This window comes from Gordonia sp. JH63 (assembly GCF_009856645.1).
GTDB classification, from domain to species: domain Bacteria; phylum Actinomycetota; class Actinomycetes; order Mycobacteriales; family Mycobacteriaceae; genus Gordonia; species Gordonia hongkongensis.
This window is the reverse complement of the sequence record NZ_CP047235.1, coordinates 4,424,119-4,450,726: the sequence shown is the minus strand read 5'-3', so window position 1 is coordinate 4,450,726 and position 26,608 is coordinate 4,424,119. Positions and strand designations below refer to the sequence as shown.

21 protein-coding genes and 1 pseudogene are annotated in these 26,608 nt (G+C 68.2%); 9 read left to right on the top strand and 13 right to left on the bottom strand.

Annotated features, from left to right (window positions below):
- Window positions 1-4 precede the first annotated feature (4 nt).
- Window positions 5-934 (bottom strand): annotated as a pseudogene (locus tag GR168_RS19685) (TauD/TfdA family dioxygenase).
- Window positions 935-1,325: 391 nt separating this feature from the next.
- Between GR168_RS19685 and GR168_RS19680 the strand changes: the two are divergent.
- The gene (locus GR168_RS19680) at window positions 1,326-3,479 is read left to right on the top strand and encodes an acyl-CoA dehydrogenase (protein WP_159371491.1); all 2,154 of its coding nucleotides are present in this window, start codon (window positions 1,326-1,328) and stop codon (window positions 3,477-3,479) included.
- A gap of 296 nt (window positions 3,480-3,775) precedes the next feature.
- Here the strand turns inward: GR168_RS19680 and GR168_RS19675 are convergent, their stop codons facing one another.
- Window positions 3,776-4,093: a hypothetical protein gene (locus tag GR168_RS19675; RefSeq protein WP_010842754.1), complete on the bottom strand. Its 318-nt coding sequence runs from the start codon at window positions 4,091-4,093 to the stop codon at window positions 3,776-3,778.
- A gap of 156 nt (window positions 4,094-4,249) precedes the next feature.
- Here GR168_RS19675 and GR168_RS19670 point away from each other — a divergent pair, with 156 nt between their 5' ends.
- Window positions 4,250-5,854, top strand: coding sequence for an IS1182 family transposase (locus GR168_RS19670; RefSeq protein ID WP_159371900.1), 1,605 nt, complete (start codon window positions 4,250-4,252; stop codon window positions 5,852-5,854).
- A 110-nt stretch (window positions 5,855-5,964) separates the two neighbouring features.
- Here the strand turns inward: GR168_RS19670 and GR168_RS19665 are convergent, their stop codons facing one another.
- Both GR168_RS19665 and GR168_RS19660 read right to left on the bottom strand, forming a co-directional pair.
- Window positions 5,965-7,836 carry an alkyl sulfatase dimerization domain-containing protein gene (locus GR168_RS19665; protein WP_058249765.1) on the bottom strand — a complete coding sequence of 624 codons (1,872 nt, stop codon included), beginning with the start codon at window positions 7,834-7,836 and terminating at the stop codon, window positions 5,965-5,967.
- A gap of 139 nt (window positions 7,837-7,975) precedes the next feature.
- Entirely contained in the window at window positions 7,976-8,968 is a 993-nt protein-coding gene (locus GR168_RS19660; protein WP_078112726.1) for a TIGR00341 family protein, read from the bottom strand.
- A gap of 119 nt (window positions 8,969-9,087) precedes the next feature.
- On the opposite strand from GR168_RS19660, the gene GR168_RS19655 reads away from it, so the two are divergent.
- The 4 genes from GR168_RS19655 (at window position 9,088) to GR168_RS19640 (ending at window position 14,212) form a co-directional block, all read left to right on the top strand.
- On the top strand, window positions 9,088-10,203 hold the full coding sequence (locus GR168_RS19655) for an ADP-ribosylglycohydrolase family protein (RefSeq protein WP_058249766.1): 1,116 nt from the start codon (window positions 9,088-9,090) through the stop codon (window positions 10,201-10,203).
- 178 nt (window positions 10,204-10,381) lie between these two features.
- Window positions 10,382-11,686: an MFS transporter gene (locus GR168_RS19650; RefSeq protein WP_231742197.1), complete on the top strand. Its 1,305-nt coding sequence runs from the start codon at window positions 10,382-10,384 to the stop codon at window positions 11,684-11,686.
- Between the two features lie 178 nt (window positions 11,687-11,864).
- Window positions 11,865-13,109 (top strand): HNH endonuclease signature motif containing protein, encoded by a 1,245-nt coding sequence (locus GR168_RS19645; RefSeq protein ID WP_058249767.1) that lies wholly within the window; start codon window positions 11,865-11,867, stop codon window positions 13,107-13,109.
- 296 nt (window positions 13,110-13,405) lie between these two features.
- A complete protein-coding gene (locus GR168_RS19640; protein ID WP_058249768.1) occupies window positions 13,406-14,212 on the top strand; it encodes a hypothetical protein in 807 nt (268 codons plus the stop codon).
- Here the strand turns inward: GR168_RS19640 and GR168_RS19635 are convergent.
- The 8 genes from GR168_RS19635 to GR168_RS19600 all read right to left on the bottom strand — a co-directional run bounded on the left by GR168_RS19635 (window position 14,121) and on the right by GR168_RS19600 (window position 22,671).
- Window positions 14,121-15,521 (bottom strand): amidohydrolase family protein, encoded by a 1,401-nt coding sequence (locus GR168_RS19635; RefSeq protein ID WP_159371490.1) that lies wholly within the window; start codon window positions 15,519-15,521, stop codon window positions 14,121-14,123. The genes GR168_RS19640 and GR168_RS19635 overlap by 92 nt on opposite strands.
- The gene (locus GR168_RS19630; protein ID WP_159371489.1) at window positions 15,518-16,129 is read right to left on the bottom strand and encodes a pyridoxamine 5'-phosphate oxidase family protein; all 612 of its coding nucleotides are present in this window, start codon (window positions 16,127-16,129) and stop codon (window positions 15,518-15,520) included. The genes GR168_RS19635 and GR168_RS19630 overlap by 4 nt, the downstream gene beginning before the upstream one ends.
- Complete coding sequence (locus GR168_RS19625) at window positions 16,126-16,917, bottom strand: creatininase family protein (RefSeq protein WP_226514084.1); 792 nt, start codon at window positions 16,915-16,917, stop codon at window positions 16,126-16,128. The genes GR168_RS19630 and GR168_RS19625 overlap by 4 nt, the downstream gene beginning before the upstream one ends.
- A 5-nt stretch (window positions 16,918-16,922) precedes the next feature.
- Window positions 16,923-18,254, bottom strand: a complete 1,332-nt coding sequence (locus tag GR168_RS19620) for an FAD-binding oxidoreductase (RefSeq protein WP_159371488.1) — start codon at window positions 18,252-18,254, stop codon at window positions 16,923-16,925.
- Entirely contained in the window at window positions 18,251-19,429 is a 1,179-nt protein-coding gene (locus GR168_RS19615; RefSeq protein ID WP_159371487.1) for an ABC transporter substrate-binding protein, read from the bottom strand. The genes GR168_RS19620 and GR168_RS19615 overlap by 4 nt, the downstream gene beginning before the upstream one ends.
- 235 nt (window positions 19,430-19,664) lie before the next feature.
- A complete protein-coding gene (locus tag GR168_RS19610; RefSeq protein WP_078112714.1) occupies window positions 19,665-20,570 on the bottom strand; it encodes an ABC transporter permease in 906 nt (301 codons plus the stop codon).
- Window positions 20,567-21,337 carry an ABC transporter ATP-binding protein gene (locus GR168_RS19605; RefSeq protein WP_058249775.1) on the bottom strand — a complete coding sequence of 257 codons (771 nt, stop codon included), beginning with the start codon at window positions 21,335-21,337 and terminating at the stop codon, window positions 20,567-20,569. Before GR168_RS19605 ends, GR168_RS19610 begins: the two co-directional genes overlap by 4 nt.
- Window positions 21,337-22,671, bottom strand: coding sequence for an amidohydrolase family protein (locus tag GR168_RS19600; RefSeq protein ID WP_159371486.1), 1,335 nt, complete (start codon window positions 22,669-22,671; stop codon window positions 21,337-21,339). The genes GR168_RS19605 and GR168_RS19600 overlap by 1 nt, the downstream gene beginning before the upstream one ends.
- A 212-nt stretch (window positions 22,672-22,883) precedes the next feature.
- On the opposite strand from GR168_RS19600, the gene GR168_RS19595 reads away from it, so the two are divergent.
- Genes GR168_RS19595 through GR168_RS19585 form a run of 3 tightly spaced genes read left to right on the top strand, consistent with a single transcriptional unit; the run spans window position 22,884 to window position 25,845 of the window.
- Window positions 22,884-23,543 (top strand): XRE family transcriptional regulator, encoded by a 660-nt coding sequence (locus tag GR168_RS19595; protein WP_058249777.1) that lies wholly within the window; start codon window positions 22,884-22,886, stop codon window positions 23,541-23,543.
- Window positions 23,544-23,560: 17 nt separating this feature from the next.
- Window positions 23,561-24,526, top strand: coding sequence for a PDR/VanB family oxidoreductase (locus GR168_RS19590; protein WP_137810395.1), 966 nt, complete (start codon window positions 23,561-23,563; stop codon window positions 24,524-24,526).
- Entirely contained in the window at window positions 24,523-25,845 is a 1,323-nt protein-coding gene (locus GR168_RS19585) for an amidohydrolase family protein (RefSeq protein WP_137810394.1), read from the top strand. Before GR168_RS19590 ends, GR168_RS19585 begins: the two co-directional genes overlap by 4 nt.
- A 205-nt stretch (window positions 25,846-26,050) precedes the next feature.
- Here the strand turns inward: GR168_RS19585 and GR168_RS19580 are convergent, their stop codons facing one another.
- Window positions 26,051-26,527 (bottom strand): cupin domain-containing protein, encoded by a 477-nt coding sequence (locus GR168_RS19580; protein WP_137810393.1) that lies wholly within the window; start codon window positions 26,525-26,527, stop codon window positions 26,051-26,053.
- Window positions 26,528-26,608: the final 81 nt, after the last annotated feature.

Genomic DNA, 26,608 nt, shown 5'->3' with positions numbered 1-26,608 from the left:
GAAGTCACGCCGCGAACACCGACAGCCGCGCGGGTTCTTCGACGACCGAGTAGTGCGTCGCGTCGCCCTGGAGAACCTGGCTCGCCTGGCCGTGGACGTCGACGGGCACATCGCCGGCGAGGGTGATGCGGTGCAGTTCACGCTGCTGGTTGCCGAAGTCGGCGATGCCGTAGTGCTGCGTGGCGCGATTGTCCCAGATCGCCACGTCGCCCAGTTTCCAGTTCCACCGGAAGGTGTTCTCCAGCTTCGTGATACGCGCCTGGAGGAGCTGGTAGAGGTCGGCGAACTCGGAACTCAGGAGGCCGCGGAACTCCTTGGCGAAGTGTCCGAGCAGCAGGCTGCGTTCGCCGGTCTCGGGATGGACGCGGACGACGGGGTGCAGCGTCTGGTACTCGGAGCTGGTGAACTCCTTGTAGTGCTCGGCCTTGCGACTGACGTCGACACCGCCGGACGGCTCCTTCTGGCCGACGTAGTCGTACAGATTGGTGTGGGTGGCCCACAGCTCTTCGGTCAACGCGCGCAGCGGTTTCGGCAGCTGCTCGTAGGCGGCCACCGTCGACGCCTAGGTCGTCGCGCCGCCGTAGCTCGGCAGCGTCACCGCCCGGAGGATGGACGCCTTCGGGATGCGATCGACGAACGTAACATCGGAGTGCCAGCTGTTCGCGGCGCCTTCGATGGTCAGCAGCTGTTCGCCGCGTGAGGTCACCGTCGGATGAGGTGCGGTGGGATCGCCCAGGAGTTCGGCGAACGCGTACTGGCTGTCGTCGTCGAGCTGGTCCTGGCCCTCGAAGACGATCGTCTTGTTGATCGCCAGCGCCAGGCGGATCGCCTCCACCTGCTCCGGGGCGAGGTCGCCGCCGAGCCGCACCTGGCCGATGCGTGCCCCGATGTGCTCGCCGAGCTTGTCGACGGTGATCCCCGCGTCGCGGTAGATCTACTGAGCTGCCTGCTCGCGCTCGGTCCGGTCCTCGATGTGCGCCAGGGTCATCTCTCGTCCTCTTCTGAATATCGTTTGATGGCAATCGAATTCATCAGACCACCGCGACGGTGGTGCGATCGAGGGAAACGCTCACGGTGATCGGAACGCTTCAGTCCGCCGAGGCCTCCGCCGCGTCGTCGATCTCGCGACGGACATCGGCCGGAACGCGCACCGTCCTCACCGCCCGAGGACCGGTACACCAGGGACCTCGTCGATGCCGTGCCGTTCCCGGACCCGGTCGTGCACCGGGCGCGTCGGGAACGGATTCGATGAGTTTGTCTCAAGCGTCCACCCCGGGCCGGGTGTAGATGGTGTGATCGGGTGACCGACGATCCCGGGAGTCGCCATGAGTATTGCCCTGACCGATGACCACGTCGAACTCGCCTCGGTGGTGCGCGAATTCGCCGTCGACCGAAAGGTGCGGGCGCAGGCGCGCGACCGACTCGACGCGCCCGAGGAGGCCAGACCCACGTTCTGGGCGGAGATCGCCGAACTCGGTTGGCTGGGTCTGCACGTCGCCGAGGAGTACGGCGGTTCCGGTTTCGGGATCGCCGAGTTGGTCGTCGTGACAGAGGAATTGGGCCGCGCGGTGGCGCCGGGTCCGTTCCTGCCCACCGTGATCGCCTCGGCGATCCTGACTCATGCCGACGACGAGACGCCTGCCCGCTGGCTGCGGCCGCTCGTCGACGGCACGGTCACCGCGGGTGTCGCGGTGGTGCCGGGACTGACCGAGGCCGGTGGGGCGGTCTCCGGTCAGGTCGACGCGGTACTCGGCGCACCGCTCGCGGATCTGCTGGTACTCATCGGCGACGACGATGTGCTGGTGGTGGAGTCGTCGGACTCCGGTGTTGAGGTGGGCGCGCACGCCGATCTGGACCCGACCCGATTGTCGGCGAGGGTGTCGCTGTCGAGTGCTGCCGCCGTCCGTCTGCCGAGACTGGCGGCCACCGCGCTGGCGCTCACCCGGACGCTGGTCGCGGCCGAAGCCGTCGGCGGGGCGCGGGACGCGCTGGACGCCGCGGTGGCCTACGCGAAGGTCCGCGAACAGTTCGGCCGGACCATCGGTGCGTTCCAGGCCGTCAAGCACCACTGCGCGAACATGCTCGTCGGCGCGGAGGCCGCCACCGCGGTGGTGTGGGACGCGGCGCGAGCGGCCGACGAGAACGCCGACGCGCTCGGGCTGGTCGCGGCATCGGCGGCCGCGCTGGCACTGCCCACGTACACGACGAACGCCGAGCTGAACATCCAGGTGCACGGTGGGATCGGCTTCACCTGGGAACACGACGCGCACCTGCATCTGCGCCGCGCCACCGTGCTGCAGGCGCTGTTCGGCGGACAACAGCCGGCTCGTGACGTGTACGAGTTCTCCGCAGGCGGCGTCACCCGTGCCAACAGCCTCGACCTCCCACCCGAGGCCGAGGAACTGCGCGCGCGCGTTCGAGCCGACATCGCCGAGATCGCCGGCGTCGACGAGTCCGCGCTGCGCGAGAAGCTCATCGACACCGGTTACGTCATGCCGCATTGGCCCAGGCCGTGGGGACGCGCCGCGGATTCCGTCGAACAACTCGTCATCGAGGAGGAGATGGCGACCGCGGGTGTGAAGCGGCCCGAGTACAGCATCACCGGGTGGGTCATCCTCACCCTCATCCAGCAGGGCACGCAGGACCAGATCGACCGGTTCGTCCGGCCGGCGCTGCTCGGGGACGAGGTGTGGTGTCAGCTGTTCTCCGAGCCCGGCGCCGGGTCGGACGCGGCGGCGGTCAGCACGAGGGCCACGCGCGTCGACGGCGGCTGGCGCATCAACGGCCAGAAGGTCTGGACCAGCGGCGCCCACCTGTGCCGGCGAGGGCTGGCAACGGTGCGGACCGACCCGGAAGCCCCCAAACACAAGGGCATCACCGCCGTGTTGATCGACATGTCGGCGCCCGGTGTCGAGGTACGTCCGCTGCGGCAGATCACCGGCGGGTCCGAGTTCAACGAGGTGTTCTTCACCGACGTCTTCGTTCCTGACGAAGACGTGGTGGGCACACCGAACGACGGCTGGGCCGTGGCCCGCGCGACCCTCGGCAACGAGCGGGTCAGCATCGGCGGCGGTGCGCCGGGTAGCGAGGGTGCGGTCCAGCAGATGGTGGCACTCGTCCAGGGCTACGGGGACCGGGTCGAGGGGGCGGCGACGAAGGTCGGTGAGTTCCTCGCCGTCGAAGATGCGCTGCGACTCCTCAATCTGCGTCGCGCCGCCCGATCGGTCGTCGGCGCCGCTCCCGGACCCGAGGGAAATGTGACGAAACTGCTTCTCGCCGAGCATCTCAGCGACCGCGCGCATCTGGCCGCGGAATTGCTCGGACCCGACGTCGCGTTCTCGTCCGGTCCCGGCAAGCTGGCCGGCCTGCTGATCCTCGGGGCCCGCGGGATGTCGATCGCCGGCGGGACGTCGGAGATCACCCGCAACCAGATCGCCGAACGCATCCTCGGCTTGCCGCGCGACCCGCTCATCCGCTGAGCGCCCAGAGCTTGCGGAGGCCACCCCTCTGCTCCCTGCGCAGGGCCCACCTTCTGCTCCCGGCGGAGGGTCACCCCTCTGCTCCCTGAGGAGCGCCCGGAGCTTGCGGAGGGCGCGTCACGAAGGGTCTCGCAACCCGCCTCACCAGGACCCTTCGTGACGCTCGCAAGCTCGCTCCTCAGGGAGCAGGGGGTGACGCTCGCAAGCTCGCTCCTCAGGGAGCAGGGGGTGACGCTCGCAAGCTCGCTCCTCAGGGAGCAGGGGGTGACGCTCGCAAGCTCGCTCCTCGGGGGCGGTCACCGTCGCCCGGGCGGCCGGTCACCGGCCGGGCGCAACGCCCACGACGGCACCCAGTGCGTGACCTTCTCCTGTCGGTCCTTCGAGGTGATCGTGTAGGTGACCTTGCCGTACCAGGCACCCCATTCGTCGCGCCCCCACTCGGTGAGGACGCCGAGGTGCACCGACCGGATCTGCAAACCGTCGGGGTGGTACTCGCCGCTGAAATGCGGCGCATTGGGGTACAGCGCGCCAAGGTCGATGAGCACCGCCTTGTGGCCGACCCGCACGAAGGCGGGCCGGTGTGGTTGGCCGTTGTCCCCGCCAATCCACTTCATGCCCACCCAGTCAGTTTCGCACGTGTGTTCGAGCGGTGTCACCCTCGGTCGGGTCGGCCGGGCCGCCCGGCGGGAACTAGGAGACTGCTGAAATAGTCGGTGTCGTTTCGGTGTGGGGTGAGCGGGTTTGCCTGGTGGGCTGGGATCCTGGTGGGTATGCAGGGTGAGCCGGATCGTCAGGGTGAGTTTCTGGATGTGAACTCGGTCGTCGGGCATTTGCTGGCCGAGGGCAGTGTGTTCGCGTTTTTGGCTGCTCATCGCGAGCAGTTGTTTCCTGCGGAGATGTTCGCGGACCTGTTTCCCAGCGGCCGGGGCCGTCCGTCGATCCCGCCGGCCACGATGGCGTCGGTGATCGTGCTGCAAACGCTGCAGGGTTTGTCCGATCGCGAAGCCGCTGATGCGGTCACTTTCGATCTGCGGTGGAAAGCGGCGTGTGGATTCGTGTTGGGTAACAAAGGTTTTCATCCGTCGACTCTGACGTACTGGCGTCGGCGACTGGCAGCCAGCGATCGGCCGCACCGCATTTTCGAGGTGGTACGCGAGGTCATCACCACCACCGGGGTGCTCGCGGGTAAGAGTCGTCGAGCGCTGGATTCGACGATCTTCGATGACGCGGTGGCCCGCCAGGACGCCATCACCCAGGTGATCGCGGCGATCCGGCGGGTCGCCCGAGAGGTCGACGGTGGTGCGGTGGTGGTCGAGCAGCACGCGACTCGTCTGGCCGCGTTGACCGGCGGCGGCTATGACCGGCCCGGCAAGCCGCGGATCGCCTGGGATGATGAGTGTGCTCAACAGGACCTGATCAGCGCCCTTGTCGAAGATGGGTTGGCCGTGCTCGACGGTCTGGACCTCGAGGCCATCGACAAGGAACCGAGTAACCAGGCCCAGGCGCAGGCGGTGGCATTGCTGGCATTGGTGACCGGCCAGGATGTGGAACCGGCACCAGGTTCTGATGGCACCGACGGACGCTGGCGCATCGCGCCCCGGACCGCCCCGGACCGGGTGATCTCCACCGTCGATACCGACACCCGGCACGCCCACAAAACCCGGGCACGCCAGCAGGACGGGTTCAAGGGCCACATCGTCAATGAACCGGAGACCGGGTTGGTCACCGCGATCGAGATGACCAAAGCCGCTGGTCCGGACACTTCCGACGGAGCAGTCGGGGCACGGTTGTTGCTGAGCGATCCGACCGTCGCCGACGACGCCGACGATCGTGAGGTGCTGGGTGATTCAGCGTATGCCTCCGGTGACATGCTGGCCACGCTGGCGCGGACACGATGGAACGCGGTGATCAAACCCAAGCCACACATGCCGGCGGTTGCTGGTGGTTTCGTCGTCGACGATTTCACCTTCGACGCCGACTCGAACACATTGACCTGCCCCAACAACCTGACCCGACCGGTCAGCGCGAAAGGCCACGTCACCTACGGTGCGGCCTGCCAAGACTGCCCACTTCGGGCACGGTGCACCACCGCGGTTCGTGGACGCAAAATCAGTTTCGGCGAACACCACCAACTCCAGCGCGAACACCGACAACACTTCTCTGACAACACTATTGCCGACACCTACCGCCAGCATCGACCCATGGTCGAACGGACGATTGCCTGGCTCACCCGCGGTAACCGGCGGGTGCCCTACCGTGGAATCGAACGCAACAACAACTGGCTGCACCACCGCGCCGCCGCGATCAACCTACGCCGCCTGATCACCCTCGGACTGACTACCACCAACGGCACCTGGACACTGGCCACCGCCTGAACCGCGGCACCGCCGCCCCACCTAGATCGATCACCACGACCACACCCCGGAACCGACACATCCCCGCAGCAGGAACCTCAACCCAGGCTGGACCCTAATTCAGCAGGCTCCTAGGGTGTCACGATCGCGAAATCGGGATCGGGGTCGTCCAGGTAGCCGGCGAGTTCGCCGAATGCACTCGGATCACCGTCGACGCCGACGTCGCCCGCTTCGACGGCCGTACCGAGATCCACGAGCCCGAGGAGCAGCGTCAGCAGGGTCTGTTTCGTCAGGGTGAACGTGGCTGCGACGGGGTCGCCAGCGCTTGCCTGATCCACGTCGAAATGAACCAGGAGGCCGTTGCGCAGCTCCGATCGGTGGCGTCGGTCGACATCGGTGATGTGCCAGTCGAGGACGATGTGGGCGTCCCAGGCCGCCGGCCCGTCGACTCGCAGGGCGACGGCGTCGAAGAGCTGATCGACCGACAGGGCGGCGACGATGTCCGTGGCCGCCGTCGTGGTCGGCGTCCCGACGGGTCCGTGGCGCAACTCGTACGCCCCCATGAGGTAGAAGTTGCGCCACGTGCCGTTCTCCGAGCCATAGCCGAGCTGTTCGAGCGTGTCCGCTTGGAGACTCCGCGCCTCCTCGTGCGCCGGGTCGGCGAAGACGACGTAGTTCAGGACCTGTGCGACCCAGCGGAAGTCGCCCGCCTCGAACGACCGGCGGGCCTTCCGTACCACCTCGTCCGCGCCGCCCATGAACTCGACGTGCCGCGTCGCGGATTCCACCGGCGGGTGTTCCCAGAGGTGCGCCGGATTCCCGTCGAACCATCCCATGTAACGCTGGTAGATGGCCTTGACGTTGTGGCTCACCGAGCCGTAGTAGCCATGTGTGTGCCAGGCGTTCTCGAGTGCCGGGGGCAATCGGATGTCCTCGGCGATCTCGAGACCGGTCCGGCCCTTGTTGAGCTGCCGAAGGGTCTGATCGTGGAGGTATCCGTAGAGGTCGCGCTGGAGGGACAGGAACTCCGTGAGCTCCGCGGTGCCCCATGTCGGCCAGTGATGCGACGCGAAGAGCACGTCGGAGCGCGCCGCGAAATCGTTGATCGCCTCGGTCAGGTAGCGCGACCACACGTGCGGATCACGGACCAGGGCACCCCGCAACGTGAGCAGATTGTGCAGGGTGTGGGTGGCGTTCTCGGCCATACAGAGCGCGCGCATCTGCGGAAAGTAGAAGTTCATCTCGGCCGGTGCCTCGGTGCCGGGCGTCAGCTGGAATTCGATGGTGACCCCGTCGATGGTCTCGACCTGTCCGGTGGTGGTGATGTCGAGGGTCGGGGCGATCAGGGTCGCCGTGCCGGTGGACGTGGACTGGCCGAGGCCCGCGCCGATCGCACCGCGCGGGCCCCTCGGCAGCGCGGCCCCGTACATGTACGCCGCGCGCCTGCCCATCGCCGTTCCCGCGTAGACGTTCTCGGCGACCGCGTGCTCGACCATGCCTGCGGGCGCGATGATCTGGCACTCGCCGGCGTCGACGGCCTCCTGGGTGGTGACTCCTTTGACGCCGCCGAAATGATCGATGTGCGAGTGCGTGTAGATGACGGCGGTGACCGGACGATCGCCACGATGCTCCCGATAGAGGCGGAGGCCGGCGGCCGCGGTTTCCTGTGAGATCAGTGGGTCGATGACGATGACGCCGGTGTCGCCCTCGACGACGGTCATGTTCGACAGGTCCAGGCCGCGGATCTGGTAGATCCGATCGGTCACCTCGAAGAGGCCTTGTCGGGCAACGAGACCCGACTGCCGCCACAAGCTGGGATGGGCGGTGGCAGGCGCCTCCTTGGCGAGGAAGGAGAATTCATCGCAATCCCACACCGGCTTCCCGTCCTGGCCGGCGATGGCGGGGGGATCGAGTTCGGCGACGAGTCCGCGCGTGGCGGCGTCCAGGTCGCGGGTGTCCTGGAACGGGAGGTGATCGTGGGCGGACGAATTCGCCTGTGCCACAGCAGGGGATGCGTCTCGAGAGAGCCATGTGCTTGACCTCGTCGATTCTCGGTTGAGTGCGTACGGTGACGTTCTCGGTGAGCGATGCGTACGTACCACTCTGTCAGAAGCGCGGATGCCTCGCCGGGGTTCGGCACGCTCAGTTGACACCCGACCGCTCGCCGACCGTGTGGACGACGACGACCTCGGGGTCCCAGGGGACCAACTCGTCGACCGTCGTCTGGAGCTCGTCGATCGGCGGCAGGTCCTGCGGGGCCAGCACACCGACGGTGACCGTGCTGCCGGTCCAGCTGACGCCGGTCACCTCGGACGAGTCGTTCCCGCCCGATCCGAGCCACGACTCCGCCGCGGTCGCGATCTGCCGGGACCACAGTGACGAGAGCGAGTTCGCGACCATCGGGACGGTGACGACGACGAGAGCTACGGCCAGTGCCGCGTAGGCCCGGCGTCGAGGGGCCCTCGGATGTTCCGCACCGGCGAGATCGGCGGCCTCTCGGCCATAGCCTGCGATCGTCAACACGACGAGGCTCGTGATGATCATCGCGACCACGTTCGACGCGAACAGCACGAAGGCGCCCAGTGCGAGCGACGGGGCTCCCGACCCGAGGCAGACGCCGACGACCCCGAGTGGCGGCACCAGGGAGATGGCGATGGCCACGCCGGGCAGCACATCACCGACGTCGCGACGGGTGATGGCGATCGCGCCGACGAGGCCGGTGGCGAGGGCGGCCAGGAGGTCGACGAGCGTCGGTGACGTCCGGCCCAGCACCTGTGAGTTGGAGAGCACGTTCGTCGGGTTGGGTAGCAACTGGGCGAACACGACGCCCAGGATCGTCACCAGGATGACCCCGGCGAGCACGTAACCGACACTCGCGAGCACGAGTCGACCACGGCCGGTGGCGATCCCGAGTCCGATGCCGAGGATCGGTGTCGACAGCGGCGCGACGATCATCGCCCCGATGACGGTCGCCGTGCTGTCGGCGACGACTCCCGAGACCGCGATGATGCCGGACAGCGTGAGCATCAACCAGAAGGCGCTGCGTTTGGCGGTGCGGTCGCCGACGGAGAAGTCGAGGCGCTCGACGATCTCGTCCAGGCTGCGACGCTGTGAACCGGGGATGAGGGAGAGCACGATCGGAGCCCCTTCGTCTCGAGGTCCTCTGAAAGTACCCGTTCGCGGTCCGCTGTCCAGCAGAGTCGGCGCAACCGTGTGACCATGGATGAACGCCGGGGAAAGCACAGGGGGCGAACATGGATCGGTTCACCGGATGTCTGCTCGCCGGTGCTGCCGGCGACGCGCTGGGCGGGGCAGTCGAGTTCTCGACTCGGGACGCGATCCTGGAGAGGTTCGGACCCGCGGGCATCACCTCCTACTCCGAGGCGTACGGCGGCCTCGGCACCATCACCGACGACACCCAGATGACGCTGTTCACTGCGGAGGGTCTGCTGCGCGCCTGGGCCCGCGACTGCGCGGGAGGCATCTCCTGCTACGCGGCCACGACGGCCCGCGCATACCTGCGGTGGTTCATCACGCAGGGCGGCCATCCGCGGCACGGCGTGCTGGCGACGACCGAACGGTCCAGCTGGCTGGCAGGGCACCAGCAGTTGCACAGCCGACGGGCACCCGGCACCACCTGTCTCGAGGCGCTCCGGGTGACCACTCGTCCGGGCGTCCCGGCCGACAACGACAGCAAGGGCTGCGGAGGTGTCATGCGGGTGGCGCCGGTCGGTTTGTTCGCGGCCCGCGCGGACTGGTCTGCCGCAGGCACTTTCGACCTCGCGACCACACTCGCGGCGCTCACCCACGGCCATCCCTCCGGTTCGCTTCCCGCCGGCGTTCTCGCGGTCGCGGTTCGCGAGCTGATCGTCGGGGCCGGCCTGCCGGAGGCGCTGGCGACGGCGAAAGGCATCCTCCGGAATCGTTCCGGTCACGAGGAGACCCTCACCGCCCTCGATGCCGCGGAAAGCCTTGCCGGTTCGGGCCTGTCCCACGAGGCGGCGATCACGCGCCTCGGCGAGGGCTGGGTCGGAGAGGAGGCGCTCGCGATCGCCGTCTACTCCGCGCTGGTGGCCGACGACCTCGAGGACGCGGTGATCATCGCGGTCAATCACGACGGCGACTCGGACTCCACCGGCGCGATCGTAGGCAACCTGCTGGGTGCGCGCGACGGGGTCGAGGCCATCCCACCGCGCTGGCTGGAGCCCCTCGAACTGCGCGACGTCATCGTCGAGATGGCGGGCGATCTACACGAGTTCGTGGACTGGGACATCACCGAGACCGATGAGCCGGCCGGGTCGGGCAGTTGGGTCGAGAGGTACTGGGGACCCCGCCCGGGGGCGACTCCGGACCTTCGCCCGGTGGGCTGAGTCTCCGGCGCGACCGGCGCCATCGTCGTCACCCGCCAGAACGTGGCAGGTCAGCGCCTCGGCGTCGTGGCGACGAGGTGCGCAATACGACGGCCACGACGGGGTTGCCCGATGGTCACAGACGTCGGTTTGAGTTCTCCCCATGGCAGTCGCTCTGAGATCCGACCGTGGAATCCGTGTGCTCACAGGCGCTTCCGGGGTGGGGTTCATTCTCGCCATCTGCGGCTCGAATGCGATGACGCCACTGCTTCCGGGATACATGGACACCCATGAGTTCGGGCCCGCCGCGGCGTCGGTGCTGTTCGCCACCTACTTCATCGCCCTGATCATCATCCTGTTGATCTCGGCTCGCGGCCCGCTCATCCGGCACAGCCGCACGGTGTTACCGCTCGCTCTCCTCGCGGCGATCGTCGGCGACCTCCTGCAGATCGTCGGCGCATCGGTCGACGTGCTGCTGTTCCCGGGACGGTTCCTCACCGGGGCGTCGGTGGGCCTGAGCACGGGCGCCGCCGCGGCGATCATGGTGGCCGCCCGCGGCGAACGGGGTCGTGCGTTCATCGCCTCCGGTTCGCTCATCGGCGCCGGAAGCGGGCTGGTTGCGGCCATCGCGATAGCCGTGTTCCTGCCCTGGCAGCTGGTCACGGTGTACGCGATCCACGCCGCGGCGACCGCCGTATGCCTGATTGTCTTGCTCGTCGGTCTGCGTCTGGCTCCCGGTTTGCTTGCGTATGGCAATGATTCGTCGATGGACGACGGCTTCGCGCCGCAGTCGACACACGCTCATACCGGCGACCTCGACGTCCACGAAGGCGACCTCGACGTTGCGGGCACCCGTCGTCGAGATCCCGGTGCCTATCTGATCGGCGCGCTGGCGTGGGCGATCGGTGCGCTCGCGGTGGGCGCGATGCCCGCCGCGATCCTCACCACCGGAGCGAGCGACTCGCTCCTCGTGGCCCAATGTGTCGGTGGCGCATGTCTGTTGGTCTCGATGGTCGCGAGTCTCGCCGGCGTGGGGGTGCGGCTCGTGACGACGTTACCGGCGGTCGGGGTGCTCCTGGTCGTCGGATGGTCTACGGCGGTGGTGGGTCTCGTCCTCGGCCGGCTCGACGTGATCGTCCTGGGTACGGTCGTCGGCGGGATCGGTCAGGCCGGGGGGTACCGAGTGGCGCTCGCCGCTGTCACCCGCGGTCTCGGCGCCGTCGAGCAGGGCCGTGTGGCATCGCGGTTCTCCGCCTTCGCCTACAGCGGTGCGGGTGTGATGGTGGTGCTCGACGGTGTCGCCGGCCAGGCAGTCGGGACCCTCGGTGGCGCCATCGTCACCGGCGTCGTCTACGCCGCGGCCGTCGCCATCGGTCTGGTCGTTCGACGAGCTTCTCCGCGCCCCGATCCGAAAGTCCGCAGTACCGCAGGTGTGATGGCGGCTTCTCAGGGAGCAGGCATTGACGCTCGCAAGCTCGCTCCTCGGGAAACGGGTCATGAGTGACTCGGGCGCACCGGCTCTGACCAAACGTGTGGGACTGATGGGGCTTCTGTTCACCACAGTCCACCACGGTTCACCGCTGGGGCACGAGTGACAGCGACTGCTGTGCAACAGGATTCGATGACAATGAGGGCTGTGGAGAAACTTCGTCGTCGAACGTGATTGCGAGTAGCTTCGTGTCATGCCCTCGATCATCGAACTCCGCGACACCCTCATCTCACTGCCGTCACCACCCGACGACGGCAGTGGCCGTGCTCTGCACGAACGACTCGACGAACTACGGATGCTGCGCAACGTGCTCGATCACCAGATCGCCGTGCATACAGCACTTTTCGATGCCACGGGTGCCGCGGTACGGGCGGGGTCGACGACGCGAAACGTGTTGATCGAGATGGGCATGCCACCCGCGGCCGCGCACCGTCATGTGCGTATCGCCGGCGGGTTGGGGTTGGTGCCGAAGGTTGCCGACTGCGCTGCCGAGGGCTATCTGTCTGCTGAGTGTGTCGACGCGGTGATCCGTGGGATCACTCTGGTGGACAAGCGTTCGGCGTCAGCGTTGTCCGACGACGACCGGTCAACGTTCGAGAGCGAGTTGCTCGCGCAGGCGTTCTCCGGTGCCACCCCTGCCCAGATCGACGACCACGCCCGCGGGATCGCCATTCGGGTCGCCGACACCGACCCCGCCGCCTTGCCGGCGGCCGATGATGCGTCGCTGAACACCGTGCACACCCACATCACCGAGGAGGGTCGGGTCGCGATCACCGCAGATGTGACCGCGGTGATCGGGGAGAAGTTCGTGTCGATGATCGACGAACGGTCCTGTCCGCGTCCCGAACCCGACGGCGCTGCCGACCGTCGAGGCGTGGCCGAGCGCCGTGCAGATGCACTGGAACTGTTGTTGGATCAAGCTGCGATCGGCGCGGCGATGACCACCGCCGGAGCACCACGCACCCAACTGCTGGTGACCATTCCTGCCGATGGGGTTGGTCCGGCTCGGCTGCCGTGGATGGGTGCGGTGTCAGAGTCGACGGCGCGGCGGCTGTCGTGTGATGGTGGGGTGGCCGAGATCGTCCTTGACAACGAAGGGGTGCCGTTGCGGATGGGCACTACGAAACGTCTGTTCCCGCACCATCTGCGGCAGGCGATCGTCGTGCGCGATCAGTGTTGCGTGAAATGCGGTGCCCCCGCAGCACATACCCAAGTGCACCACCTCGTCCACTGGGCCGATGGCGGTCCGACCGATCTGGACAACGGGTGCCTGTTGTGCCAGCGCTGTCACACCCAGGTCCATCACCATGGCTGGCAGGTGGTGATGGGTCCCGACCGGCACCCCTGGCTGATTCCGCCCGCCGACATCGACCCGAAACGCCTACCTCGACCCGCCTACAACCGGCGCACCATGCGACTCGACGAAGCCCTCGTCTAGACAGTCCACGCGAACACTCCACAGACCCTCCGGCGTCGACCCCGGCGCCACACGATCCTTGACAACTCCACAGTGTGAAACCTCCTTCTGCTCAACGGGATGCTGTAACGAGCAATGGCGTATACCCGACGCTCCATGGGAGCAGTGGGCCCGGGCCTCCGCAAGCTCAGGGCGCTCCTCAGGAGCGGGGAGACGTCCCGCCGCAAGCTTCGGGCGCTAGGCGGCGGGGGTGTCTCGCTCGCAACCTCAATAGAGTTCGCGACGCAAACCGGACACTGGTGCCTACCTTGGATCACATGACACCCACACGCGTCTCCGGTCCGATCACCTGGCTTGCCGTGTTCCTGGCGGTCGCGCAGGTGGTCGCGCCCGTGGTCCCGTTCTCCGGCTTCGGCGCCTCGCCCAACGAATCGACCACAGATCTGTTGATCACCCCGGCGGGCTACACGTTCTCGATCTGGAGTCTCATCTACCTGCTGTCGATCGTCTTCGCCATTGCCGTGGTGTGGAAAGGTGCCACCGGGACCGACGACCCGCGGCGTCTGCTCATCGACCTCGAAGTCGCGTTCGCCGGCGCTGCGCTGTGGATTCTGGTGTCGGCCGCGGAGTGGACGTGGGTGACACCGATCGTGCTGACGGTCATGACGGTGGTCCTGCTCGACGCCGCCCGCATCGCCGCGAGACCGGCCGACGACGCGGCGCCCCGGTGGCTCATCGTCCTGACCCGCATCCTCGTCGGTGTCTATGCGGCCTGGGCCACCGCGGCGGTCTTCCAGAACTGGGCTGCGGCGATCGGTGCCGACCTCGCCGACCCTCGGTCCCTGGGATGGCAGCTGACCATCCTGCTCGCATGCGCCCTGCTCGGCCTCGCCGTGACCGCCGCCGTCGGGTCGGTGCTCGTCGCATACCCACTGACCCTGATCTGGGCGTTCGTCGGGATCACCGTCGCCGCCCTCGGCGAGACGGCGGCGGTCGTCGGCGTCGCGGTCGCGACGATCGTGGCGCTGGTGGTCACGACGGCGGTGATGATGGTGTCGCGGCGGCGGGTGGGCGCACCGCATGGATCCCCGACCGTGCCGCTGACGCGATCATCCGCTCGGTGAGTTCGGAATCAGCCTGTGCGCGCAGCGGATCGGCGACGTCGCGGTCCCATACCGTGCGGCCACCCACCACGACCTCGCGTAGGTTGCGCAGTCCGCAACCGAGCACGTAGGTGGCGACGGGGTCCCAGATCGGGCCGAGGTGGGGGGAACGGGGATCGACGACGAGCAGGTCCGCGAACTTCCCGACCTCCAGCGAACCGACCTTGTCGGCCACGCCCATCGCCGATGCCGACCCGAGCGTGTGCAGGGTGAGCATGTCGACGGGGGTGAGAACCGCGGCGTCGCTGTGCTTTCCGCGCTGCAGGAACATACCGGTGCGCATGTTCTCGAACGGGTCCGACACGTCGGTGCACGACTGGTCGTCCACACCGACGCCGACGGTCACCGAATCCCGGAGCAGACGGGGGATGTCGGCGATGCCGGAACCGAGCCGACCGTTCGACATCGGCTGCCACACCACCGCCGACCCCGTGTCGCGCACACGCGCGACCATGTTCTCGGTCGGGTGCACGAAGTGTCCGAAGGCGAAGCCGGGGCCCAGAACGCCTGCGGCGTCGTACCAGTCGAATTTCGACTGCTGGATCTCGATCTGCTCGGCAGTCTCGACGAAGTGCGCCTGATTGGTGATCCCGTACCGGTCCATCAGTGCCCGTTCGCGTTCGGCGGTCGCCTGCGACGACGACCACTGCACCGAGCCGTAGACCGAACCACCCAGATCGAGGTCGCGGTCGACGGTCGTCAGGTGGGTCATCACCTCGTCGAAACCGGCGAACGCGGCGTCCTCGCCGAGTTGCTCGTCGTCGAGTCGCACACTGGTGACGAATCGGATCCCGGTGGCCGCCAAGCCGTCCACCTGGGCGGTGACGAACTCCGGAGAATGCACCCGAGCCGCCTTGAGGACGGACTCCTCGTAGTCGAAGAGTGCCAGGACGCGGGACTGGGTGAAGTTGTACACGGAGGTGATTCCCGAGGACAGGTGATCGAGCCCGCCGGCCAGCGTCATCCAGTACAGGTCCTGCGCATCGGCGCCGAGCAGCATCGTGCTGTTCAGCGTGACCCATTCATAGAGTGGGCTGTTGGGCGCCACCCCGCGCATCCCGCCGGTGTAGATGTGACTGTGTGCCGAGACGAAACCGGGTGCGAGGAAGGCGCCGTCGAGATCGTGGCGGGGGAGCGGTGCGTCGGCCGGCGGTGAGCCCTCGCCCATCCCGGAGATCCGGCCGTCCTCGCCCACCGACAGCCATCCCCAGAACCAGGGCCTATCGCCGCTGACCGGCAGTACGAGGGCGTTGTGGTAAGTGCCGGTCATCCCGGTAGGACCTCCGAATTCCAATGATTTCCGTTGTCGGTGAACCGTACTCGCTGCGACGGCCCGTCCGGGTCGCCGCGCCAGAAGGTAATCTCCCGCAAGTCGACGGCGTACCCGGTCCAGGTGGGCGGTGCGGTCAGTCGCGGGTGGGCCGAGTCGTAGTCGGACCATCGCCGACGCCGCTCCTCGGGTGGCATTGCGGCGAGGTCGTCGTCGTTCAACCATGCCAGGAGTTGCAGGTACCGGGAACGGCGCGAGTAGGCCTCGGACAGTTCGTCGTCCGACGCTCGCCGGACGTCACCGTGCGCGACGACCTGCCGGCCGACGGCGGGCCAGGCGATCGCGATCGAGGCCCGGGGGTTGTCGGCGAGTTCGGCCACCTTGGCCGACCGGCTGTCGGTGTGGAAGTAGACCGCGGTGTCGTCGGCCTCGGTGATCAGCACGTGTCGGACCCGGGGATAACCGTCGGGGCCGCACGTCGCCAGTGCCATCAACGGCCGTGGCTCGTCCGACGGGGGAAGCCAGTTCCGCAGCAGCGTCATCGGGTGGACCGAGAGCTGATCCGCGCTCGCGCAATCGGTTCCGAATCCGGTACCGCTGGTGATCAACGCCCCACCCGGCCCGGGTCGAAGGTGGCGATCTCCGGCAGCGCGGCGACGAGGTCCTCGACGCGCTCGTCGAAAAGCTTCGCGCCGATCGAGGCGTCGGCTCCAGTGGGGTCGCCGATCACCCCAGACTCGGCGAAATCGGTGGACAGCCAACCGAATCGGACGGTGCCGGCGAAACCGACGTGCCCGGCGTCGGCGACCGCGTCCGCCACCGTCGCGACCGCCTTGTCCATGTGCACGAGATCCGGCCGGAGGTGCAGCATCATCGAGGTCTCCGCCCAGCCCGCGTGGATACCGAGTCCGCGCTCGGTGGGACCGGGGTGACCCGGGCCGGAGGAGAAGAAGGTCTGCAGGTCGAACCGTCGTCGGAGTTCGCGCGCGGCGACCTCGATCAGTGCGGAGTTGCCGCCGTGCGCGTTGAGGAACAGCACACGACGCGCCGGGGTCTGTGCGAGCGACGCCCCGATGTCGACGATCGTCTCGAACAGGGTGCTCGCCCGCAGCCAGATCGTGCCCGGGAGCCGCGAGTGCTCGTCGGATTTGGTGTAACCCAGCGCCGGCAGGAGCCAGACATCGTGCCCCGCGGCGGCACCGCGGTCCACGACGGCCTCGGCGACCGACTCCGCGACGATGAGATCGGTGGCCAACGGCAGGTGCGGGCCGTGCGGTTCGATTGCGCCCGTGGGTAGTACGAGAATCGAGTCCCGCGACAGGGTGGTGCCGATCTGTTCGGTGGTCAGCTCGGCATAACGCCGGTGCGCGGCCGGGCGCGTCGTCCTGGTGGTCACCGTGTTCACATCCACCTTCCGGGATTGAGCAGACCCTTCGGGTCGGTCTGGTGCGCCAGCGCGCGGACGCGCTCGGCATCGAGATCGACGTACCACTGGTGCGGGGAGTGGACGCCGACCCCGAGATCCTCGAGTGCGGCGACGCCGTCGATGACCTGCTGCGGACTGCGGTAGATCCCGTTGAGCATCCCGAACATCATCTCGTGGCCGACCTCGAGATGCAGCATGCCGCCCTCGTACACCTTCTCCACCTCCTCGAGCCGGGTGACGAGTGCGTCCCCGCGTACCTCCATGTGGAACCACCTGTCCGGCTGCGACTTCTGTAACCACCACGTCGGGTGGTTGTAGGACAGCGTCGACAGCTTGACCGTCTCGGCGATGCCCTCGCGGACCGCTTCGACGCGGCCGCCGGCGGCGACGACCAGGTCGGTGGTCTCCGCCAATGCCCGGGCGTCGATGATCCCGCGCACGCTGGCGCGACCGCGGACGAGCGCGGGGTCGTCGGGCAGCGCCCCCGTGATGACGGGGCCGTCCGCGGACAGCAGACGCGGCTTCGGTTCGACCGCCGCCAGTCGGAGCGCCGCGTCGAACGCCTCGCGTGTGGAGCCGAAACTCGCGTACACGCAGCGCCATTCCTGCAGCGGTTCCACCCGGACGGTGGCGCCGACGATGATGCCGGCGACCCCGTAGGTGTGCACGAACGGGGTTGCGTCGTCGCCCTCGAGATTGACCACCTCGGCCTCGTCGGTCGCATGGACGACATCCAGTGCGTCGACGAACCCCTGATGGTTGCGGCCGTGCACGATCGTGCCGGTACCAGCCGAACCTCCCGCCAGGAACCCGCCGAGCGTCGACTGGACGGTCGACGGGTACATCCACAGCTGGCTGCCGTGCGACCATGCGGTCTGTTCCAGGTTGATCATCCGCGCGCCCGCCTGGGCGGTGACCGAACGGTCGGTGACGTCCCCGATCGCGGTCAGCGACGTCATGTCGAGGACGAGTCCGCCGAAGCGCGGGATGACCTGGCCGTAGTTCCCGGTTCCCTTGCCGCGCGTGGTGATCGGTACGCCGCGGGCGACCGCCGCGCGGACGATGTGGGGCACCGCGTCGGCCGTGCGCGGGTAGCACACGAGATCGGGTCGGCCGAGATCCTGCGCCGACAGGATCGGACTCATCCCCGAGCCGTCGCGGGCCGCGCGTTCGAGCGCGCGGGGAAGTGAGCTGATGCCACGCGGGCCGACGATCGCGAGCAGGTCGTCGGCCAGCGCATCGACGTCCTCGGGGCCGAAGTCGGGGCGTCCCTCGTCGGTACCGACCGCGACCACCGGAGCGGTCATGACGGCAGGCCCACCGAGGTGTCGATGAAGCGGTTGGTCGCGATCGCCTCGGGCGTCAGGCCGTCGGCTGCGGGCGTGCCCTGCTCGGTGAAGATCGGCCCGGTCACCTCCATCACCCGGGCGACGCGCGCGGTGTCGAAGTTGCCGATCGTCGTGTCGGTGCCGTTGCTCACCAGGTTGAGGTCGGCCATCGTCTCCCGCGCGTAGTCGGCGTTCCGCTGGGAGTACACCCACCCCGTGTCGTACTGCTCGACGGCGTCGAGGATGACCGCGTCGGCCGCCTGTGGCGACGCCAGATAATCGACCGAACCGCGCTGCAACACCGGCACCAGCTGCTCGAGGCAGGCGGCGTTGTCCTCCAGTGCGTCCGAGCGAACCGCCACCGACGACTTGTAGGACGGGAAGCCGACGTCGTGGATCAGCTGGTACTTCACCGGCTTCTGCCAGCCCTCGACCTCTTCCTGGTAGACCTGCGGCTCGGAGCTGGCGAACCCCTGCTGGGCGGTCTTGCCGCCGTCGGAGACGAAGTTGGCCGGCGACCCGTCGTAGCTGCCGTCGACCTGCGCGGGGGAGAGGACGCCCGACCCGGTCAGGTAGTCCATGTAGGTGGCCCCCTCGAAGTACAGGACGCGTGCGTTCGCCGCCTTGAGGTCGGCGATCCCCTGGACCTGCGGGTAGGTGGCGGGATCCCACATGATCATCTGCGGACTGATGTCGAGCGGTGCCATGACCGCCGTCGTCGGGTTGTCCTTCGAGTTCTGGATGGCCTGATCGGTGTCGACGTAGCCGAGGAGGATCTCCGGGTCGGAGTACATCTGCGAGGTCACCGACTGGAAGCCGATGGCGGGTCCGCCGGCCCGGATCTCGATGTCGACGCCGGTGTATTCGCCGCGGTCGAAGAGCGGACCGACGACGCGCTTGTTGCCGGCATTGATCGTGGGGTCGGGGCCGAGGAGTTGGTAGAGGTGGCCGTGTTCGGCCTCAGGGTTCCAGTCGGTCTGGATGACGACCTTGTCGGGACAGTTGGCGCTCAGGTCGACAGGGCCGACCGCCCCCGTGTAACCGGAGGATTCGGTGCTCTCCCCGGAACTGCACGCGGCGGTGAAGGCGAGGGCGGCGGCGACGACGGCGACACCGGTGGTCTTGGACAGGCGACGCCAGACGGGTGTGTTCATGAGATGAGTTCCTTTTCGGGCTGAGAGATTCCGGAAGTTGAATGGAGGATCAAGGGGTGTCGACGACAGGAGACCCACTCGCTGGTTGAGCCGGCACCGAGCGCAGCGAGGAGCCGATACCCCCGCTGGTTGAGCCGGCACCGAGCGAAGCGAGGAGCCGATACCCCCGCTGGTTGAGCCGGCACCGAGCGAAGCGAGGAGCCGAGTCGAAACCACCCGGCGAGAGAAGATCAGGTCAGCGCTGGTACCAGCGTCCGACGATGCGGTTGCCCAGCCAGCCGAAGAACCAGAAGACGGCCACGCCGAGAAGTGAGGCGAGCACGATCGAGGCGAACAGTTCCTCGGCTTGCAGTCGCGACCGGTAGTTGTCGATCAGGATGCCGATGCCGGGATTGCCCTGCTTGAAGAAGAAGTCGCCCACGATGGCGCCGACCACCGACAGGCCCGCCGAGATGCGGAGACCGGCGAAGATGGCCGGCATGGCGGCGGGGAACTCCAGCTTGCGCAGGATGGTGACGCGGCTCGGACGGTGCAGGGCGAAGAGATCCCGCATCTGCCGGTCGACCGATCGAAGGCCGAACAGGGTGTTGGAGACGATCGGGAACAGTGAGATCAGTACACAGACGAAAACCCGTGCACTGAAGCCGAATCCGAACCAGAATCCGACCAGGGGGACGAGCGCCAGGATCGGGACGCACTGCAGCACCACGGCATACGGGAAGAGGGCGTTCTCCATCAGCCGTGACTGCGACATGATCACCGCCCACGTGATGCCGATGATCGCGGCGATCGTCAGGCCGGTCAACGCGACGGTGGCCGTGCGGCTCAGAGCCTCCCACATCGCCTGGGCGGAGTCGCCCAGCAGTCCGTCGGTGACGACCTGGTGCGGGGGCGGCATCAGGAATCGACGGCCGGGATCGAGCACCGCGTAGCTGACGAGGTACCACGCGCCGATGACCAGGCCCAGGACGACGAGCGGCGCGGCGATCCCGACCATCTTCGATCGGGAGCGGCCGCGTCGGCCCGTGCGTGCGGCCACGGCGAGTTCGGTGGTGGAGCCGGGGTCGGGTGTACCGGCCTTGCCGGTTTTCGGGGTTCGCACGCCCGGGGCGGTCTCGGTGCCGGTGTCGGGGGCGCTCATGAATGTGCCTCTCGGAGTGCGCGGGAGATCCGGCCGGCGATCGCGCCGAACTCCGGCTCGAAACGCAGGTCGGGCGACCGGGGATAGTCGAAGGGGACCTCGATCTCGTCGACGATGGATCCCGGCCGTCCCGACATCACCAGGACACGCGTGGACAGGAACGCCGCCTCGGCGACCGAGTGGGTGATGAACAGGCCGGCAAAGCGTTTGACGGCGAACAGCTCGGTCAGGTCGGTACCGAGCCGTTCGCGGGTCAATTCGTCGAGTGCGGCGAACGGTTCGTCGAACAGGAACAGATCGGGATCGAGCGTCAGCGAGCGGGCCAGCGACACCCGCATCCGCATGCCGCCGGACAGCATGTGCGGCAGGTGCTTGTCGAACCCGGTCAGCCCGACCGTCTCCAGCGCGGCGCGGACGCGTTCGCGCCGTTCGGCTTTCGGTGCACCGTCGAGTTCACCGAGCAGTGCGACGTTGTCGGCCACGGTCCGCCACGGGAGCAGGGTGGCGTCCTGGAACACGTAACCGATCCGTTCGGCACCGCTCTGCAGGTAACCGTCGGTGATCGTCTCCAGGCCCGACGACAACCGCAGGAGGGTCGACTTGCCGCAACCCGATGGGCCCACGACGCTCACGAACTCGCCCTCGCGCACGGTGAGGTTCACGTCGCGGAGGGCGTGGGTGCCGTCCGGATAGGTGAGCTCCACGTGTTCGAAGCCGACGAGCGGGTGACCGAGTGCCGGTCTGTGGGTCGTTGCTGGTGAACTCATCATCTCTCCATGCCGACGGGGGACAGGCCCAGCGGTGATGCTGCGGCTGAGGACATTCCGGCCGGTGATGCTCCTGCCGGGGACGGAACCGGGAACGACGGGAACGCCGTCCAGGTGGTGGACTCGGTGCGTGCGACCGCCGTTCCGTTCACGATCACGACCCGGTCGGCCGGCGCGGTGGCGATGACCTCGGTGAGATCGGCGCCGCGGATGGCGACGAGGTCGGCGCGGGCTCCGACGACGGGGCCCGCGGGCTCCAGTCCGAGCACGGCACGCGCCTCGGAGGTGACCAGTTCCGTTGCGGTGTGGGGGTTCTGATGTGCGGCGGTGATCAGCAGGGCGGCGGTCTCGAGCGGGTCGGCCCGGCCCACGGGGTTGAACGGGTCGCGGATGTTGTCCGCACCACCGGCGACGCGGACGCCGTGATCGCGCAGCACGTCGATCGGCGTGATGCCTCGTCGCCCCGCGGACGGTCCGGATCGGCCCTGGAGGTACAGGTTCGTCACCGGCAAGGCGACGACCGAGACACGGGCCCGTGCGAGCGCCCGTGCGACCCGTTGCAGGTCGGCGGCGGCCAGGGTGTCGAGGCGGCAACAGTGGCCGGCCGTGCGGATCCGGTCGTCGGGCCACTCGGCGACGCGGTCGGCGAAGGCCTCGATGGTCAGGTGGTCACCGTCGAGGAATTCATCGACGTGCAGGTCGGCGCCGATACCGCGCGCTTCGGCGAGGTCGAGCAGTCTCGTGAGCTCGGCGAGCGGGTCGTCGGCGATGTGCGGGGCCCCGCCGACGAGGTCGACGCCGGCGTCGAGCGCGGCCTCGATGTGCGCGGTGGGCGTGAGTGGGCTCGCCAGGACCGCGACCTGGATGTCCATCAGTCCGCGCAGGTGCTCTCGGACCTCGGTGAGCACGCGGACGGCTCGCAGTGGGTCGTCGTGCGAGAGCACGTCGGCGTGGGTGCGCACCGCGGTGATGCCGTTGCGCAGCATGGACGAGGTCGCCCGGAGAGCGCGCGTCCGGAAGGACTGCTCATCGAGGGAGACACTGCCGGCCCGCCAGGAGGCGATCGCGGCGTTGAGGTCGCCGCTCGGCGGTGACAACTCCGGCCACGACAGGGCCTTGTCCAGGTGGGCATGGGGTTCGGCGGCGGGTGGGAGCAGCAGGTGGTCGCGGAGATCCAACCATTCGGCGGGATGCGGGGCATCGGGAGAGAACGGTGAGACGGCGCGGACGCGGTGGATACCGTCGGCGTCGGCGGACAGCTCGACATCGACCACTGACCCGTCGGCCAGTGAACCGGTGATGCCCGGCACGGGCGCTGTCTGCTGAGTCGGCATTGATGACACTTCCTCGAGAACATCGAAATGGCTTGCGACGGTGCACGACTGGGTCGGTGGTCCCGCTGTGGCTGGGGTCGGCGGGGTTGGGGCGGTTCGTGATACTTGTTGATCACGTCAACACGTCCGAATATAGGAATGCGCTGTTGCCACGACGTTAACCAGCGCTGCGGGCGTGTAACCATCGGTTCTGCAGGAAGGGTGTGAGCCACATGGCGCTCGACGAGCCGGACGTCGCGCAGGTGTCGCTGGGTGCCGAGATCCGCCGACGACGTAAGCAGCATGGCCTCACGTTGACGAATCTGGCTGCGCAGGCCGGTATCTCGCATCCGTTCTTGTCGCAGCTCGAGCGCGGATACGCGCGTCCGAGCATGACGACCCTGGAACGGATCGCCAGGGCGCTGGACACCACCCAGGTCAGTCTGATGCTGGCCGCGGACCCTGCGCACGTGGCGGGGGCGCCGTCTCCGGCACCCGTCGGGACGCAACTGGTGCGTGCCGGCGAGGGCGCGATCCTTCCGCAGGCCGGCGACAACGCCGGATACGCCCGGTTGCTCGTTCGAGGAGACGCCGCGTTCTTCCCCCAGGAGCAGTTGTTGAACCGGCGGGACTACGGCGAGTACTTCCAGCACGAGCAGGACGAGTGGTTGCATGTCGTCGACGGCGAGGTCGAGGTCGACCTCGGCGACGGAAGTCTCCTCGAATTGCGAAGAGGCGACAGCCTTTACTACGCTGGCGGCATTCCCCACCGGTGGCGGCTCACCGGTTCCGAGGCCGCTCGGCTCGTCGTTGTCCAGGCGTCAACGCAGGTGTCGGAGATCCGCGACGGTGGGGGTGGTTCCCGTGGCTGGGAATCCCGGCGGAGATCGTAATACCTAGGAGATCTCCGATGTCTGTGTCAGCGAACGACCTTCGAGATGGACTGCGTGTCCGCGTGGTGTCACGGCGCCGGCTCGCCCGTCGGGTGGACGAATTCGTCCTCGCGCCGGTCGGTGTCGCCGCGCTGCCGTCGTGGACCGCTGGATCGCACGTCGATCTGCACACACCGGCCGGCCCGGTCAGGCAGTACTCGTTGTGTTCCTCCCCTGACGACACGAGTACGTACCGGATCGCCGTCGAGCGGCGGATCGACAGCCGGGGCGGTTCGGACTCCGTGCACGACGACATCCAGGTGGGCGGCGAGGTGTGGATCAGCCCGCCGCGCAATCACTTCGCGCTGACACGTGCACTCGGTTATGTGTTCGTGGCCGGTGGTATCGGCATCACCCCCGTCCTCGCCCTCGTCGACGAGGTCCGCCGTACCGGGCGGCCGTGGCGGCTCGTCTACGTCGGACGGTCCCGGGCGGAGATGGCCTTCGTCGACGAGATCGAATCCAGGTACCCCGGACTGGTCACGATTCACGAGTCGGCCCACTCGGGCCGCCTGGATCTCGGTGGCGTCCTGGCCGGGCTCGCCCGCGGCACCGCCGTGTACACCTGCGGACCGCCGTCGATGCTGGAAGCCGTTGCGCAAGTGTGTGAGCCGCAACCGGCCGTGGATTCGTTCGCCGAGAAGTTCACGGCCACGACGACGCAGTCCGCGGCTGACGCGGAGTTCGAACTCTCCCTTGCCTTCTCGGGCGTGACGGTGACGGTGCCGCAGGATCGCACCATCCTCGACGTCCTGGACGGACGTGGGGTGGTGGCGCCGTCGTCGTGCCGCGAAGGTGTCTGCGGAACCTGTGAGACGGGGGTGGTCAGCGGCGAGGTGGACCACCGCGACTCGATCCTGTCGCCGGAGGAGCGGTCCGAGAACGAATCGATGATGATCTGCGTGTCGCGGTGTACGAGCGGTCGTCTGGTGCTCGAGCTGTGACCGTCACGGTGCTCACCGGCGCGGTGGCGGTCCTACGTGACGCGTCGATGGTCACGCGCGATCCGGTCGTGGTCGACGACGGGCGGATCGGGGCCGCGGTCGGCGGCCGGGCCGCCGCGGACGAGGTCGTCGACGTCTCGGGGTGCGTCGTCACGCCCGGTCTCGTGAACGCGCACCACCATCTGCTGCAGACCGCGTTCCGGTCGCGTCCGGAGAGCCGGTCGGTACCGATGCCGCAGTGGCTCGGCCTGATGGCGCAACGTTATTCATCGGTCGGTGTCGACCCCGAGCTCGTCGCCGCGGCAGCGGCTGCCGGGCTCGCGGAGTCCCTGCTGTGCGGTGTCACTACGGTCGCTGACCATCATCTGACCTGGCCCGGTGGTCAGGACCCGGTCGCGTTGGCCGGCGGGACCATCGATGCCGCCGCACGGGTCGGTGCGCGATTGGTCTTCGTCCGGGGCACTGCTCGCGACGACCCGCAAGCCGCAGCCGCATCGGTCGAGGACATCCACCGAACGCATCTGGGTGCGGGGGCAACCGGCACGAGCGCGGACGGGATGCTGCAGCTGGCCGTCGGCCCGTCCGGCGTGCACAGCGACGGGCCGGAGACCTTCGCGACGCTCGGCGAGGTCGCATCTCGACTCGGCCTGCGTCGTCGTACGCAGGCGAACGAGCAGGTCGATGTGCAGGTCGCCGCGGAACGATATGGGCGGCGCCCCCTCGAGTTGCTCGACGAGTGGGGTTGGCTCGCCGACGACGTCACGCTGGCGCATCTGTGCGAGATCACCGACGACGAAGTGGCTCTGGTCGCGCGATCGGGAGCGTCTGCGACCCACGCGCCCGGGTGCGACGTGCCGATGGGATGGGGCGTCGCGCGGGTTGCGGCGCTCGTGTCCGCGGGTGTGCGGGTGGGACTCGGCACCAGCGGCGGCGGGAGCAACGACGCCGGGCACCTGCTCGCCGATGCCCGCCTGGCCGTTCAGGTCTCGGGATTGATCGGCGAACCCGTCACGGCCCGAGAGGTTCTCGCGATGGCGTCCGAGGGTTCGGCGGCAGGTCTCGGCCGCAGCGAGCTGGGGCACCTCCGGCCCGGTGCCGCCGCCGACCTCTGCGTGTGGGACTGCTCGGACGTCTTCGACGCCGGGGTCACCGACCCGGTCGACGGCCTGCTGTGGGCCGGCCCGGGCCGGCGACCCCGCGACGTCATGGTCGCAGGCCGGTGGGTGGTACGCGACGGAGAACTCGTGACCGCTGATTCACGTTCGCTCGCAGCCGACCTCGGGACACTGCTCGACTGGCGGCAGCGTTCTGCTCCCTGATCCGAGTGAACCACAGAACCGCTGGTCCGTTGGGTGCAGCGACGGCCTCCCTCTGCTCCCTGAGGTGCGAGCGAAGCGAGCCACGAAGGGCTTCGCAACGTGTCTCACCAGGCCCTTCGTGGCTCGTCGCTATCGCTCCTCACTCCTCAGGGAGCAATGGGGTCGCTTCTTTCGGATCAGCAAGCAGGGGCGGGCTCGCCCGCCGTCAGGAAGTGGCCGTCGCACACGGCGGTGCGGGTGCGTCCTGGGACAGCGGCTTGTTCAGCGGCATCAGGTACAGGACGATCAGCACGACCGGGCTGGTCCCGAGATTGGTTCCCTCGTGGGTGTTCGCCTTGCCCCCGGGTTCGGCGATGATCTCGCCGGTCCGGTACACCACCGGCTTGCAGTCGGAGCCGGGGTGGGTGAGGGTGCCCTGCCGGACCAGTCCGTAGAGCGGGCCGTCGTGATAGTGCCACCCGGTGGTGCCGCCGGGGGCGATGGTGATCTCCCGAACCTCCACGTGTACGCCGTCGGGCACGAATGGTAGGAGGTCGGCCGGGATATCCGCCTTGGCCAGGCTGACCGCCGAGACTCCGGACGAAGGCGTGGAATTCGCCGTCCCCGACGACATCGCGAGCGGCGTCAGGAGAGCGGCCGCGGCGGCGAGCGTCGCGACGGCGGTGCGCAGGAGTGGTGTCATCGTCCGACCGTACGTCGGGCCGACGCACCTCATACCCGATTCGTCCGATTCTGTTGTGCGACAGTCCTGGACGATTGACCC

Excerpts from the sequence above, each read along its gene's own strand:
- GR168_RS19615 (WP_159371487.1), bottom strand. The coding sequence starts at position 19,429 with ATGAACACACCCGTCTGGCGTCGCCTGTCCAAGACCACCGGTGTCGCC.
- GR168_RS19675 (WP_010842754.1), bottom strand. The coding sequence starts at position 4,093 with ATGAAGTGGATTGGCGGGGACAACGGCCAACCACACCGGCCCGCCTTC.
- GR168_RS19595 (WP_058249777.1), top strand. The coding sequence starts at position 22,884 with ATGGCGCTCGACGAGCCGGACGTCGCGCAGGTGTCGCTGGGTGCCGAG.
- GR168_RS19580 (WP_137810393.1), bottom strand. The coding sequence starts at position 26,527 with ATGACACCACTCCTGCGCACCGCCGTCGCGACGCTCGCCGCCGCGGCC.
- GR168_RS19610 (WP_078112714.1), bottom strand. The coding sequence starts at position 20,570 with ATGAGCGCCCCCGACACCGGCACCGAGACCGCCCCGGGCGTGCGAACC.
- GR168_RS19680 (WP_159371491.1), top strand. The coding sequence starts at position 1,326 with ATGAGTATTGCCCTGACCGATGACCACGTCGAACTCGCCTCGGTGGTG.
- GR168_RS19635 (WP_159371490.1), bottom strand. The coding sequence starts at position 15,521 with ATGACCGGCACTTACCACAACGCCCTCGTACTGCCGGTCAGCGGCGAT.
- GR168_RS19640 (WP_058249768.1), top strand. The coding sequence starts at position 13,406 with ATGACACCCACACGCGTCTCCGGTCCGATCACCTGGCTTGCCGTGTTC.
- GR168_RS19655 (WP_058249766.1), top strand. The coding sequence starts at position 9,088 with ATGGATCGGTTCACCGGATGTCTGCTCGCCGGTGCTGCCGGCGACGCG.
- GR168_RS19605 (WP_058249775.1), bottom strand. The coding sequence starts at position 21,337 with ATGAGTTCACCAGCAACGACCCACAGACCGGCACTCGGTCACCCGCTC.
- GR168_RS19590 (WP_137810395.1), top strand. The coding sequence starts at position 23,561 with ATGTCTGTGTCAGCGAACGACCTTCGAGATGGACTGCGTGTCCGCGTG.
- GR168_RS19670 (WP_159371900.1), top strand. The coding sequence starts at position 4,250 with ATGCAGGGTGAGCCGGATCGTCAGGGTGAGTTTCTGGATGTGAACTCG.
- GR168_RS19600 (WP_159371486.1), bottom strand. The coding sequence starts at position 22,671 with ATGCCGACTCAGCAGACAGCGCCCGTGCCGGGCATCACCGGTTCACTG.
- GR168_RS19620 (WP_159371488.1), bottom strand. The coding sequence starts at position 18,254 with ATGACCGCTCCGGTGGTCGCGGTCGGTACCGACGAGGGACGCCCCGAC.
- GR168_RS19645 (WP_058249767.1), top strand. The coding sequence starts at position 11,865 with ATGCCCTCGATCATCGAACTCCGCGACACCCTCATCTCACTGCCGTCA.